This window comes from Desulfolithobacter dissulfuricans (genome assembly GCF_025998535.1).
GTDB lineage: Bacteria > Desulfobacterota > Desulfobulbia > Desulfobulbales > Desulfobulbaceae > Desulfolithobacter > Desulfolithobacter dissulfuricans.
In genome coordinates this window covers 1,812,623-1,826,522 of the sequence record NZ_AP024233.1, presented here as the reverse complement: position 1 = coordinate 1,826,522, position 13,900 = coordinate 1,812,623, and the positions used below count along the sequence as shown (strand labels likewise).

Here is a 13,900-nt window from a genome sequence, read left to right as displayed (position 1 = left end):
ATTCTGGCGCCGCAGTATATCCGGGCCTGCTTCGTTTCTTTTTGTCTCTTGTCTGTTTTTCTTCGCTCATAAAGCACCTTCTGATTTATTAACCATATCCTTCAATTCTTCCATGCTCCTTGGCTTGCCGATCAATAGACACGCCTTTTCAATCAATTTTCGCTGTTTTATCTTGTGGTGCTCGTCAAAAGCATAATCATCCAGCCATAATTCCAATGCAAGGGTGAGATCGTTGATTATTGATTCAAGCACATGGATTTGGTGGAGCTTTTGTTTTACTGTTTCTGCCTCACTAATCGAACCATCATGCTTTCCACCTTCAGCCATGACGAGCTTCCTCCTCATCAATGGTTTCCACTTCGCATGACTCTGACCAGGCTGTCCAGGGACTTTCTTTTTGCCTCACGGTTGATTCGCTCCAGAAGATAATCCAGCCCAGCATCTCCCTCGATGATGTATGCCCGGCCCGTTGCCGTGTCATTTCCAAGGCCACTCTCCGGTGAGAGGCCGAAAGCATAGATAACCGTCGGCACCCTGTTGACGGCATATTTCCGGAAAAGCATGGGATTTATCTGGATGTTGACACGATAGGCTTCACATTTCTTCTTCCCGAAATCACAGTCAGGATCTTTTTTAAGCAGGCTGGTGAGATACTCCAGGGTAGGCTTCGCCTTCTTCATGCCCCCGACAAACCCACGCATCACCATGATTACATTCGGGTCATGCGCCTTTTCGATCAGGTCCATGTAAGAGTGGAGCGTATCCATGGGGACAGAACTTGAAAAAAACAGGTACACCCTCTCTGTTGCCGAAAGTTGGCCATCCGGTTGTCCGGAATCCTGCTTCCGGTCCGGCTTGTCTCCACTGGCAGCCAGGTAATCCTTGAATACCTCCTGTTTTAGCCGTTCCTGCTCGCGTTGGAGCCGGGCCTGGTACTCTGGTGAACGAAACTGACGCACAACCCGCTCCGCAGCTTCCCGAGCTGCATCTGTCTGCGGGTTTTCAGGCAATGACAAGGTTTCGGCTTTTTCCTTAGCCTGCTTCAGGACACCTGAAATATCTTTCACGCCGATTCGTGAGCTATCACCGGCATGAACAGTTCCGGCCATGACAGCCATGGCAATCACAAAGCAGAGACGACGCATTACGGTAACCCTCCGGAAAGATCGTCTATCGGTATAGAGTCCATCATGGTGTAACTGAACGCACAGCAGGCACGTTTTCTGAAAAGCACCCAGAGAAATTCGTCTCCTGGTCCTTTTGGTCCCTTGAAGGAAGGGTTGAGATTGGACCCGTAGAAAAACTGGCTTTTGCCGACAGGGTAAGCGATCTGCCGGACAGTCGGACGAGCGGCGTGCATCTTGTAATGAGATTTTTGCCATATCGGTGTCGGTTGACAGCCGCAGAGATCAATACCCGTATCGCAAATGAGCATCTCTCGGGCCAGCTTGAATATCATGCGGGCGGCAATCGTTGCGTTGGCCTGGATCAGATTTTCATCACCGACATGCCCGGTCATGGGATATGCGGAATTGTTACCTATGCACCAGAAAAGCGGATCAAGGGGGCTATAGGTATTAACCGATGCTGAATCAGACATGCAGGCCATTTGTGCGTATTGATTTGCAAAAAGCAGGGCTTCTGGCTGGATGATGAAAGCCAGCTCATCGTCTTGCCAGAGGGGATCAAGCTCGGTGAGGTAGGCAATGTCAAATCCGCTTTGCTCAACGCACACGAAGTCAACCAGCAGTCCCAACATGCTCCAGACAGCAAAGATCATGTAATGTGCCTGGGCAAATGAAGACTGCTCGTTTGAGGCGTTGTTCATTTCCTGGTTCTTGCCGGACAGGAAACCTTCCGTACCGCCCATGCTTATGCCAAAACCCATGTTGGGGAAATAGTAAGGGGTGGCGACCGTCTCGATGAGCCGGGCCGGCTCCCAGAAGCTCATGGAGATACCGACTTTGATAAACATGGGGGGAGGGGCCGGGCAGATGCAGATGGGGAAATCCGCCGGATCATCGGTATCGTAGTTGCTCCCTCCAAACATACTTATCCCGCCTATCTTTATGGGAAAAATCTCCTGCCAGGCCACGTCCGTAATCGGGTTCATGAAATCCCCGCTCTTCATTTCAGCCCGGACAGGAGTGGCGACGAGAATGCCAGCGATTACAGCAGCAATCACTCTATTTGTCTTCACCTGTGCTCTCCTTTTGCGTCTCTTTGTCTGGCACCAGGATTTCCTGCACCAGCATCTTGTTGCCCTGTTGCACGACAACAGACGGGACCGCAGCAAGTTTAAGCCTGTCGGCAATTTCCGCTGATAAGTAAAAGGCTGGCCGGCCCAGGTCCATAATCAGGTCGTAAAAATCTCCACCTGACAACAGGAGCCTGCACCGGAAATCATCGGCATAGGGAGAATCCTTGAACCATTCCACCTGCCGCCGGTCGGACCCGTCAATGACTACCAGGATGCTGGACAGGTTGACGTAATCCAGGGGGTTGAAGGAATATCCTTTGGGATAGAGTATCCCTCCCTGCCCATCCGGTATGTTGCGGTTCAGGGTGTAGGTCAGGTCCACCAGAAACTTCTTGTTTTCAGTCGCGGCAGGAAGGCGTTGCAGGTCTTTTGGCTGGTATTTCTTTATCAGAGCTGTCATCTTCTTCTTGTCCCACAGCTATTCCCGGTGAAGGGCATTCTGAGCCATGGTAGGCGCAGATTTATGTTCACCCAAGGGGGACGGTAAAGCTATTTCGCTTTGATCACGCCATCATGCGCCAAGTTGTTAACCAAAAAAGGGATATATCCTGACAATTAAGCATAGTTGCACCCTTACCTTGCCGCTCCTGTTTGCGGCAGGTCGTGCTCTTTGATATAGCCCACCGATTGACGGCGGGTCAGGTCATCACATCGTCAGGTTCGATCACCTCGACGACGTACCCCTTGATGCCAAAAGCAATGCTCCGGTAGAGTGTTTCCATCGAGTCTACAGGAAGTTCCCTGAATCGACTACGGACATTCTCCCAGAGCTGACGTTTGCTTCTGGACTCTTCCCAGGCCTTGCGGAAAAGCCAGCATCCCAGCTGCTGAGCCTGGTCAACCAGAAACGCCAGCACCATCAGAGTGGTGAATACCATTGAAAGATGTTGTGCCCCCAGGCCATAGTTGTGTCCCAGATGATACCCTTGGTTCTTCAAGGTATTGAACGTCTCATTTTCGATACGCCACCGGGCCCGGCCCGCCCGCATGATCTCATAGGCGTTCTCCCTGGTGATCTCCAGGTCGGTCACCCAGGCAAACCGCAGTTCATTGCCCTTGTCGTCAGCTTGCCAGTACTCGAGCAGGTTGACCTTCAGATCCTGGTTGGACTTGTTCAGGGACAGGCCATTGACGTAGCGGAAGACATGATATTTCTTTGGATCCCTGGGATCATCCATGTTGAATTCCGTCACTTTACCCGTCTCGACAGAGGCATCGAACTGCTCGAACAGAAACTGATGGTCACCTGGTTTGACACCAAGAATGAAACGCAGGTTCAAGGCCTTGAGCTCCCGTATATGCGGTGCATTGCTGCTCAGAGCGTCTTCAGTGACGATGACTGGAAGATGAGGGTGTTCGCGACGGAACTCTCGCCAGAAACGCTGGGCAGCAGCCCGCTCACAGTCCTGCTTGCTGGTGCCGTCCTGGTTGCTGATCATTTCGGGACAGAAGGGAATGACTTCCCGTTTGTCAGGATGGACAATGGCTGCTCCATACATCTGCTGGTAGTAGGCATGTTTACCGTTTTCCTGTTTCTTTCTGAGGCAGAAATCATTGCCGACTTTTGTCGAATAGTAGAAACCGGTACCGTCACCGCTGATCAGGTAGTGTCCATCCAGACAGGTCATGGCTTCGAGGTCTTTGCCGCGCTGGAGGATGCGGAATACCGCGGTAAAACCTGATCTGAATTCACGCGGCGAAAGAGGATCGAGGATTTCCCGCATCTGGGTGTCGGAGGCGATGTTTTCGATACCGAATACGGCACGCAGATTTTCGGCCTCGTTGAGACGTCGATTTTCAAAAGCCAGCAACGAGGGATCCTTGAGGGAGAACATGGCGTATGCTGACATGAGAGCATCATCGAGGGAGATGCTCGTTTTGCTGACTTGGCGGTGATCAGGGATCGCCTGAAAACATCGGCGCAATACTCGGATAAAGTTATCAGCATTGCAATGCTTTCGCACCGTTTTGGTCTGATCCGTGATGAGGCTGACAATACGTTCCACGTTGTAGAGTTTGATTTGGTCCATGGCGTTCTCCTATGCAACTAATTGAAATCACATAGAAAAACGCGAACCGCCCTTTCAAGGCCTTGTCAAGAAAAAAATAACCGGGATCTTGTTTTTTATCGTCGTTATTCCAGTAGGTTATGATGACACCGTCGATATTTGCATGTTGGGTCCGATCCTCTGGATTGGATAAAAAGTTTACGAAAAATGTCGTAAGATTTCACGCTATACCTACGTTTCAGGCTTGTCCGGGAATTGCTGCTTGTCCCAAACCTTTTCCCAATTGACACGGGCCGCCGCCTCTTTGATTTCAGTCAGCGCGTCCGGTTCCACAATCGGGAATGTCCGGCCAGCCGTGCCAAGATGTTTATACGCCTGCGCCGGTGCGACAGCAGCCAGAACAATGGCCATGGCACTGACACCATATCGAACCGTCTTTACGGAAAACATATTTTTTGGAAACGTCTTGAAGGTTGGAGGTGTGCCCGCTTCTATATTCTCTTACCGGGGGGCGGAACCTTTTTTCGGAAAAAAAGTGATTTTTTCAAAAAAAATGGAGCGGCGGGCTGGCCGGCGTTGTCTGACCGGTGTGGGGGGTGATTCTGGATTTTCAAGAGGTCGAACTTGAAACAGGATTGGTTGACCACTGCCTGGCAAGCTGGTGGGCCAGGTGGTAGAGGGCTGACAGTTCCTTCACGGAATTAAGGGTTCGCGGCACCAGGCCACTGTTGTGAACCACCGGTCGGTTGCCCTGCACCTGAACCACGAAAGTTCAAAATTAAGCGTAGCGCAATTTTTGAGATGCGGCGCAAGGTACAGGTCTTGCTATTTATCCGGAAAAAGCCCCGGCATCAGCCGCGGAGCAAGTCGCGGCGGGAAACCAAGAGAAAGCGGTGCTCGCTGACTGGTGGACGTCAGTATGTCCTGTTTGCTCAAGGCGGAAACCACTCTGCGTGCCTGGCGCTCACCCACTCCCAGCAGGGCCGGGACCTCACCGCGAGGCAGTTGTCCTCGGTAGAGGAGAGCTTCCAGGATTCGTTCCGATTTAGGCAGCAGGGTGCCCATGGCCACCTCTTCGGACGCCCAGGCGAGCAGACGGTGGCGCAGTCGATCCGGCTGCATCAGCGTTTCCATGAAATCGATCTGATCCAGGCAGGTCTGAAGGAAAAATATGGTAAACTGTGCCAGGGCTTCTTCACTCAGGTTCCCTCGACCATCCAGGGAATTCCTCCGGGGCAGGTCACAATTGGCCAGTAGGGCCTTGTATTTTTTTACGTTCCGGGCAAGCCCCCTGGCAATGGACCATACGCCACCAGTGTTGAGAGTCTCTAAAAAGATCGCGTGAGACATCAAACGTGTCACCCTGCCATTGCCGTCGATAAAGGGGTGAACCCACAACAATCGGTGATGCGCCGCCGCTGCCATGGCAATGGTCCGCGATTTGCCCAGATTGGAATAGACCTGCTCGAACCGTTGGAGAAACCTTGGCAGGGCGCCTGGGCTGACAGGAACATGACGACCGACCTTGACATCCCGATCCCTGAGAGCGCCGGGTTTGATATGGACTCGTTCTCCACTGTCGGGATCTTCGCTCCACAGTAATTCATCCGGCAGAAGTTCTGCAAAACGGCGGTGGATTTCCCTGATTCCATCAATGGTGAATATTCTTCCTTTTAAGCCGCCATGGTCGATCCAGGCCTGAACCTCGATATGCGCCCTGGCTTCGAGCTGCAGGTTTCTTTTTTCTTTATCTGAGCTGTAATCCTTTTGCAGGGCTCGCTCTATGTCGACCGGATGCGTATCATGCCCTTCGATCAGGTTGCTGTAATAACAGTTCATGGCCCTGACCAGGTCGGCCAGGGAACGGGTCATACCATCGGGCATGCTGCGTCGAAAACCGGCTGCTCTGGCGGCAAGCTCCACGGTGAGATCATTGATTTTACCCGAAAAACGAGACTCCGGCGGGATTAGCAGAGGTTCCATCAGGGAAACCGCTTCGTGACGATTCGCGACCGGTTTAACGTCCGTTTCTATGTCCGGTTTATCAGGATTCATAATTCCATGATAACATAGAGTTGAATAAACATGAAGAGTAAAGGCAGCGGGGATGATGTCCGGTACAGGGGCCGGATTTTTCGCCGTCACCGATTACAACCGCCCTGCGGGCTGTGCGCTATCCTTCCGCTCTTTCAAACTTACGCAATCCTGACCGGAGCTGTCCGATCCTGATCGCTGTTGAATTCCTGCTTCACCGAGCCAGTTTCACGCGACAACCGGGAGGGGCTACCGCGCCAGCGCTGATCTCTCCACAGGCGTCAATTCCGGCAGAGCTTGCCGTACTGCGTATCGCTCCAGGTTGACCGCCGCGTTCAGGTCGCGGTCGATCTCGAGGCCGCAGCGTGCTGGGTGACACACCGGCTATTTTCGCGGTTTCAGAGATGGGTATTAGCTTGCTCATAACAAGCATGATAGATCAAAATCGAGCAGGATTCAGGAAACAGTTGCTAACCCCTCCCTGGAGGAAGGGGTCTGTCGCGCAGAACGATCAATAAACTATGTTGTTGTAATAATTCTCTATTGACTCCTCAATATCCTGTTGCATCTGGGTCATGTCGGTAGCCGGAACCATTTCGTCAAACATCTCCGACAGGTCGATTTGGGAAAAATCGAGCATCTGAAATTCTTCAGGGGTGAAACCTGCACAGTTAGGCGCTTCAGGTGTCCCCCAGCCTCCTGAACGTCCAAATTGTTGCAACTGTGACCGTCCCTGTTCGTGGATAATCCTCGCCATCTTAGAATTGAATACGCAATACATTTTGGCCCGTTGAATGCAGCCGATTATCGGAATATCTATTTTGCAATAATCTCCGATGTAATGTGTTACTCCGGCAGCCACGGCCTGGGCGGTTTCAATACTTTCTTCTGGACATGCTTCTTCCAGAAACAGAAATGAGTCAACTTCTGTATCACAACAGTCGAAAAAGATGGTATCCCATCCAGGTTTCAGGCACTCACCACCATGACCATTGAATATAATATACATTCCTTCACATTCACCAGTTTCAGGGTCAATTTCACCATCATTATGGTAACTTGATGTATCAGCGTTATTTTCTTGTATGTTTTCAGGGATATTTATGTCAACACATGGATAACTTGAGCATCTGTTAACTCCTGAACCATCTATATCAGCACAGGTATAATCTCCTTCTGGACAGGTATAATTACCCTCATAGCATTTGTTTTCATCTTGATCATAAGTCCCAGATGAACAGAATACAGCAGCCTCGCACATTGCAACAGGGAGGCCGTTCCAGGAGTATCCTCTTGGACACAAATGATCAGCCTCGGAAACACACTTATCCAACACATCAGAAAAAGAACTTCCTCTGGGACAGGATACGGGCAAGACACATTTGAACTCTGAAAAATTCCAGGTGTAAACAGAACCACAGTTACGGGTTATTGAAGCCCGACATTCATTTGATGCAGTATTATAAGATCCATTATTACAAATTGGAGGTGAATAACATAAATCACGAGCCGCATCAAAAGTGGTTCCGGCAGGACACTCTCTGGTAACTTGTATTTCGCACCTATCGGTTCTGGTATTCAAAACTCCAGAACCTGCACATCGTGCATTCATCGCACATTGATCACTGGCTGAGTCATAAGACATCCCGGAGGGACATTCACGGGAATAATTCGCCCAGCATACATCAGCGCTATAATCCATTGTTGTTCCGGATGGGCATGTTGGGCTGGCATACTCAGTGCCGCTTACAACGCAATTTGTGCCGTTTAACACTCCACCATCTGGGCATGAATAAGTTGGTGTGTAACTTGCCCAGCAAACATCCCTTGACGTATCCAAACTTGCTCCCGAAGGACAGGTTGGGTTTATACTTACAGTAGTGGTTGTTGTGCAGGTAGCACCACTTATTGTTCCTCCATTTGGACACGAAAAAAATGGACTCCCATTTAAAAGCCATGTGTTTCGATATGATACAGTGACACAATAGCTTATTGATTCATATTGCATTTCAGTCCCACCGCCACAAGTTGTATATACCGAAGCGCAAGACCTTCCTGTTGATGTCAAGACCGGGCCATAAGTTGAAGATATTTTTCGCCCATATCTATCAAAAGTATCGCACACAGCTTTCACCGATGCGCCACTTACAATATACCCACATTTAATTCTTTTTATAAGCCTACATCCATTGTCACTGCATACTTCACAATTTTTTGAGGTTTTATAATATGTTCCGTTAGCAATTGCTTGAGAAGCAGGGTAAGTAGTGGTGTCTGTTCCGACGCATCTATTTGTCCAAGAATTATAAGTACCAGAAGAACAAGTCGGGGCAGCTTCACAGCGATCTCTGGCTGAATTGTAAGTGGTTCCAGCCGGGCAATTCGGTGTCATGGTGGCTGGATAGGTACTGGTTGTTGAAACGACGCATTGATTTCTTGAAGCGTCATAAGTACCTTCAGAGCAAACAGGAGCAGCTTCACAGCGATTTCTGGCTGAATTGTAAGTGGTTCTAGTCGGACATCCTATTGTATAAGGTTCCAGGCACTTATTATATCGGGCACTGTATGTTCCGTTTGAGCATATTGGACTGGCTATACATAGTTCACCGCTTAATCTGTAGCCTGTTGGACAAACCAACGTGACAGATACTTCGCAACGATCACGAGTGGCCACAAACGTCCCGATTCCGCAATCTACGGGTTTTCTGCATACATCCCGGGCCGCATCGTAAGTGTATCCAGAAGGGCATTCATTTCTGACCAGTTTTTCACACTGATCTGCAACAGGATTAAATGTTCCGCCATCTGGGCAGTCAACATCTTTGACACATTTGTCGATACTTGAATCATAGGTGAAGCCAGGCAAACAAGTAATGCTGACAGGTTCTGCCTGGCACATATCCCGGTCCGGATTGAGAGTTCCTCCCCTTGGGCAACTCGGTGCTGAAAATGTACCTGTACATTCAACAGCATCATGGGGACACACTTCATTGACGCATTCTATTATTTCTCCTTCCGCATCAAAATATCCGTCCCCATTTAAATCTTTACCACATACAAAATTGGTTGTCGGTTCTGTGGTAAGACTACCACCTACTGCCACAGCCGCCAGGCTTGTGGTTGTAGGAAACGTTAAAACAAAAAAGATCAATACGATTAGAAACATTACCTTTCTACCCCGTCGGAACAAATCATATCGTTGGCTGCCCCCTCAAGCACGGACATGACCGAAGCGGCCTCGGCAAATTCATCTATGCAACTGCAAGGTGTAAGGATTTCCTCTCCCGGTTCCGTGGGGCAAGTGGTTTGGTCGATACAAGTTTTGTAAAGAAATTCCCAGCTATCGTTTGATATTTGGTAATCCGTGGTCGTCCCAGCCAGGCTGACCTCGGTATCTTCCACCAGCCTCCTGGTTTTGCAGACGAATTGACATTCATCCACCTGGAGCACATCCGGTAAGTTGATAGTCCCGGAATCTGCTATCCATTCCCCGGTGTCCAGGTCTCTCCGCATGTCATCATAGGTGATCGAGGGGTTGTAATCGTTATCAAGCGTTGAGCTTGTGATGGTGTGAACCCTCTGAGCTGTATCATCAAAGTTGAAATTTTCGTCAGATTGGCACAGATAGGTACGCTCTTTTGACCACCAGTCACGGGTAACGGTGTTTATGCAGGAATTTTCACCAACGGTTCTGTTGCTTGGAAGTGGTATCAGGTTGGTAGGGTTGTAGTTTCTGTATGTTATAACACCATCAACAATTTCTTCTTTAAGCCTGCAATCGGTGTTATTTTCATAAGATAAACAGTTATTTGCAATTACTTCGTTGTTTGCACACTCAATAGTGACACAAGCGCCACTTTCATAGTTGCTTCCAGGAGGGCATAAATTTGTCCATCCAGTATCTGTGCTTAACCCGTCAAATCTCCATTGCCCATTTTCAACTTGAAAACATATAGTTCCGCTAACTCTATGATATATGCCGGTGGAGTAACTGTATGATCTGCATGATGATGCACTTCCTGATGAAAGAGAAATCCAAGGTCCATCAGGATAAGCCCTTACCATACCTGAACTTACCTGATAACCGTAAAGAAACGAATGCCTCTCTGTTGTACCTGCACTATTATCTCCCCCTTCACCGCCGATATGATACTCATAATAATGTGTATATGTATATGTTCCGTCTGTAATCGTTGGAGCGCCAGATGATCTTACAATTTCATCTATCGTGTAAACTCTATTTATTCTGCAAGTATAAGCTCGTGAATCTCCACCTCTTTGTGCCATGTTGTCTGAAATCAGAGAATAATAGCTATCCGGATTGGCTGATTGAGTCATAACCAGAGTTTCGGCGTCACTGGTCAACATGGCAGGATTATTGAGATACCTGGTCTGAGGATTTGAGCCGGTACCGGCGGTAGAGCTGGAGGAAGTGGTGTCTTGGCCGTAATAGGCAATGCTTGGCCCGTCAGCCTCTACCTGGGTGATGACATAGCCACTTTTTTTCTGCTGAATAGCGCCGGCGGCCCCGCCACCCAGGTCCTGCAAAAGAAGGCTGACATTGTTCCAGGCCAGGTGTGATCCGCAGGATGAATTGATACAGTAACACCCACCCAGCTCTGAAACCACGGATGGGGCAACGGAAACCTTTCCGTTATCATCCGCTGTCCATTTAAAGTAGTCGCAGTTGTCCCACGTACCCGGATCGCAGGAAATGATGCCATTGGCGCAGACACCGGATACCGGAACAGGAACCCTGTATGAATAATCATTTGTGTTATCGAAATTCAGGTCCTGCATGACCTGCACGGTGGTCAGGTCCCCGGTCGGCCCCGGCTGTATGAGCATGGTCATGAAGGCCGTCGAGGAGGGTTGAACAAGCTGTACGGTGCCTTGGCTGGAACCGTCGATGGAGGACATCTGGCCGCCGCCGGTCAGTGGAACCGTAGCGTTTTGGCGGATTCCCTCGCTCGATCCAAACTCGTTCATCACCGCATTGGCCGAGTTCTGAGCCGTTGCGGTTGCATTGCCGGCCCAGCCAGCTTCAGGGCAGGTTGATATGGTCAGTGTCAGGGCTGCTGTCGCCGCTATTATCGCGCAATTTATCTCGCCGTAACATTTCACGAATCGCTTCATCATAGGTTTTCCCGTCTTTCACCATGCTCTCGATTTGTGCAATCTCGCTCGCCTTTGATGTATAGATGTAATAAGCGTAACGATTTACAGTAAGGCGAAGTACGCCAGTTCCAAACGGAGTATCAAAAAACAGCTCGGAATAGCTTGGCGGGTTGCTTTTCACGCTCTTCAGCAGGTTCATGGTGAAATCATCATAGTCAATGAGACCCTTCTTCTTTGCGGCGTCGAAATCCGGTGATTCCAGGAAGATTTTAAAAGCGGAATTACCCCTGATAACATCTCCCACTTCCCCGAAGGCTTCGAGATCGAGAATTGACTGGGTGATAACCATGAAGCTGCCCTGGTACTTCCGGGCCCGGCGGTAACCCTCGCTTATCACCGATGCCATCATGGCCGCCCGGCCAAGGAACTGCCAGGCTTCATCGAATATAATGAGCCGTGGCCGGGAACGGTCCGACAGGTAGAGGTCCTGGGTGACTGCGTTGATGACAAGCAGAGTGACAACCCGGTACAGGTCGGGCTGCACCTTGAGGTTTTCCAGCTCCAGCACGACAAACTCGTCATTGCGAATGTCAAAGGTGCTCGGTCCTGTAAAAAAACGGCCATGGGCACCCTGGCTGGTAAACTCCCGGATATTGAAAGCCAGTTTCCTGGCCACTTCCACCAGCTCCTTGTTATCCGCCAGGTCGGACAGCTCGGTGTCCGGTACGTCAGGGAATCGCAGGAGAAACTCGTACACGGTGTCAGCGTCGGCCTGGCTCTGTTTCTGCTTCCAGGCCCAGCGCACGGCATTGCGGATCAGGTTCATTTCGGTATCGTCCGGCTTGGCGTCATCCGAGTTGGAATAGGCCATCTGGGCGAAAACCGCTGCTACGCTTTTCAGCTCTTCGTTCGGGTCAACGATATGGGTAAACGGGTTGAGGCAAATGGGAATATCCGGGTGAAAATCCAGGTAACGGGCACCGAGCATATTTGCCATTTTCTTGTACGAACCGCCAATGTCGATTATCCGCACCAGCGCTCCGCTGGCGTAATAGTTGAAAGCGATGAAGTTTACCTGGAACGACTTGCCGGTGCCGGATGAAGCACAGCAGAAGATATTCTGGTTGACCGCGCCTGTATCGAAAAAGTCCAGGCTTGCCAGTTGACCCTTTCTGCCCAGGAAAAGAAGTTTTGGTGCCCCGGCCCCGTTGAAGTCGCCCTGTATCGGCAGAACAGGGGTGACGGACGTTACAGGGGCTATGAAATCCCGATTGATATTCTGAAGATTTTTGCCTGCGGTATAAAGGCCGAAGGGAAGTGTCGCCAGGAAAAGAATTTTCAGGATAACCTGATCCTGCTGCATTACATAGCCGTTGTTTTCCCAAATCCTTCGTACACGCGCACATGAATCCTTGGCCAGGTCGGGGTCTTCGGCATAGGTCCACATTATCGGCATGATTTTCACGAACTGAACTCCCCGTTCCAGCTCATCGGTGGCGGTCAGATATTCCTGCTGTTTTCGCCTGAGCGACGGGGAGAGCGATCCAACGGCCTCCTGGTTCAGGACGAGGTTACATTTGGCATGGAGCTTGGCGTTCAGTGGTTCGAAAATTATATTGAACGCATAGATGAAACCTGTCTTGATCTGGTCAGCATCCGAAGTCACGCCCCATATTCCACCGAACAGTGTGTTGGTCTGGAGCGGATCAACTTCCCTGGGAAACACCTTGGGCGTGGTACAGCAGAAATAATTATCCCCGATTCTCAGGTACTCGCCCTCATCCCGGATCACAGTGTCACTGGTGATAACCTGTTTCCGGATAGGCATATTCGGGCCATAGGCATTGAAATTGGAGTCCGGGTAGTCTTTCGGATAATGGTTGATAAGCCGGCGGCACCATTCAAGCAGCTCGCCGGGTTCCATGTGTCTTGGATAGAGCCTGGCCGCATGAAGTGTCTCCGTTATCTGCCGCTGGATGTCTTTGAGAAGAGCACCCCTGGCCTCCCGGCTTTTCCGGGGCAGTTTGACGGCAACAAACAGACGGAAATTGCGTACCGGGATATTACCACACGCCTCAAGTCCCTTCTTACCCTTCCAGAAGAAGTCCATAATTGCTTCGGTATTGGCGGTAATCAGGGGATGTTTCCTGACTCTGTTCTGTTTGTATTGGTCCAGGATAGGATCAATATGCGGGTCGGCGTGGAGGATGAGCTGAATTACTGAATCCATTGGCAACCCGGCCCGAAACAGCCCCTCCATGGTCTTGATGGTCTTGGTCCCGGCAAAGGTGATCGGGCTGCATTCCCATAGCAGCCCTACGGTATCGTCCTGGTTCAGGTAGGATTTCGTGTCCGGATCATAGGAAACGTAATTCAGGTAGTTGGAAAACGACTGCCTCCTGGTCATTTCATCCAGGTCAGCGAAACGCATTCCCCCGTATTTACCAAAAACGATATTGCGTACCAGCTCTATAAACAT

General features: G+C 50.2%; 10 protein-coding genes. All 10 read right to left on the bottom strand.

All coding sequences use genetic code 11. From position 1 onward, the window contains the following. Nucleotides 1-66: 66 nt before the first annotated feature. The 10 genes from GF1_RS08095 to GF1_RS08050 all read right to left on the bottom strand — a co-directional run bounded on the left by GF1_RS08095 (nucleotide 67) and on the right by GF1_RS08050 (nucleotide 13,900). Nucleotides 67-327 carry a hypothetical protein gene (locus tag GF1_RS08095; RefSeq protein WP_267926023.1) on the bottom strand — a complete coding sequence of 87 codons (261 nt, stop codon included), beginning with the start codon at nucleotides 325-327 and terminating at the stop codon, nucleotides 67-69. Nucleotides 328-344: 17 nt separating this feature from the next. Beyond that, a complete protein-coding gene (locus GF1_RS08090; RefSeq protein ID WP_267926022.1) occupies nucleotides 345-1,145 on the bottom strand; it encodes a type-F conjugative transfer system pilin assembly protein TrbC in 801 nt (266 codons plus the stop codon). Continuing rightward, nucleotides 1,145-2,200, bottom strand: coding sequence for a TraU family protein (locus tag GF1_RS08085; RefSeq protein WP_267926021.1), 1,056 nt, complete (start codon nucleotides 2,198-2,200; stop codon nucleotides 1,145-1,147). The genes GF1_RS08090 and GF1_RS08085 overlap by 1 nt, the downstream gene beginning before the upstream one ends. After that, entirely contained in the window at nucleotides 2,187-2,660 is a 474-nt protein-coding gene (locus GF1_RS08080) for a hypothetical protein (protein WP_267926020.1), read from the bottom strand. Before GF1_RS08080 ends, GF1_RS08085 begins: the two co-directional genes overlap by 14 nt. A 238-nt stretch (nucleotides 2,661-2,898) precedes the next feature. Continuing rightward, nucleotides 2,899-4,290 (bottom strand): transposase, encoded by a 1,392-nt coding sequence (locus GF1_RS08075; RefSeq protein WP_267926018.1) that lies wholly within the window; start codon nucleotides 4,288-4,290, stop codon nucleotides 2,899-2,901. Nucleotides 4,291-4,500: 210 nt separating this feature from the next. Continuing rightward, nucleotides 4,501-4,680: a hypothetical protein gene (locus GF1_RS08070; protein WP_267926017.1), complete on the bottom strand. Its 180-nt coding sequence runs from the start codon at nucleotides 4,678-4,680 to the stop codon at nucleotides 4,501-4,503. 414 nt (nucleotides 4,681-5,094) lie between these two features. Further along, entirely contained in the window at nucleotides 5,095-6,252 is a 1,158-nt protein-coding gene (locus tag GF1_RS08065) for a Fic family protein (RefSeq protein WP_267926016.1), read from the bottom strand. 562 nt (nucleotides 6,253-6,814) lie between these two features. Beyond that, nucleotides 6,815-9,469, bottom strand: a complete 2,655-nt coding sequence (traN, locus tag GF1_RS08060) for a conjugal transfer protein TraN (RefSeq protein WP_267926015.1) — start codon at nucleotides 9,467-9,469, stop codon at nucleotides 6,815-6,817. Next, nucleotides 9,469-11,442, bottom strand: coding sequence for a hypothetical protein (locus GF1_RS08055; protein ID WP_267926014.1), 1,974 nt, complete (start codon nucleotides 11,440-11,442; stop codon nucleotides 9,469-9,471). Before GF1_RS08055 ends, traN begins: the two co-directional genes overlap by 1 nt. Continuing rightward, a complete protein-coding gene (locus GF1_RS08050; RefSeq protein WP_267926013.1) occupies nucleotides 11,348-13,900 on the bottom strand; it encodes a TraC family protein in 2,553 nt (850 codons plus the stop codon). Before GF1_RS08050 ends, GF1_RS08055 begins: the two co-directional genes overlap by 95 nt.

Bases quoted from the DNA above. Each gene is read 5' to 3' on its own strand.
- GF1_RS08050 (WP_267926013.1), bottom strand. From the start codon at position 13,900: ATGTTTATAGAGCTGGTACGCAATATCGTTTTTGGTAAATACGGGGGA.
- GF1_RS08075 (WP_267926018.1), bottom strand. From the start codon at position 4,290: ATGGACCAAATCAAACTCTACAACGTGGAACGTATTGTCAGCCTCATC.
- GF1_RS08065 (WP_267926016.1), bottom strand. From the start codon at position 6,252: ATGGAACCTCTGCTAATCCCGCCGGAGTCTCGTTTTTCGGGTAAAATC.
- GF1_RS08095 (WP_267926023.1), bottom strand. From the start codon at position 327: ATGGCTGAAGGTGGAAAGCATGATGGTTCGATTAGTGAGGCAGAAACA.
- traN (WP_267926015.1), bottom strand. From the start codon at position 9,469: ATGTTTCTAATCGTATTGATCTTTTTTGTTTTAACGTTTCCTACAACC.
- GF1_RS08090 (WP_267926022.1), bottom strand. From the start codon at position 1,145: ATGCGTCGTCTCTGCTTTGTGATTGCCATGGCTGTCATGGCCGGAACT.
- GF1_RS08055 (WP_267926014.1), bottom strand. From the start codon at position 11,442: ATGATGAAGCGATTCGTGAAATGTTACGGCGAGATAAATTGCGCGATA.
- GF1_RS08070 (WP_267926017.1), bottom strand. From the start codon at position 4,680: ATGGCCATTGTTCTGGCTGCTGTCGCACCGGCGCAGGCGTATAAACAT.
- GF1_RS08080 (WP_267926020.1), bottom strand. From the start codon at position 2,660: ATGACAGCTCTGATAAAGAAATACCAGCCAAAAGACCTGCAACGCCTT.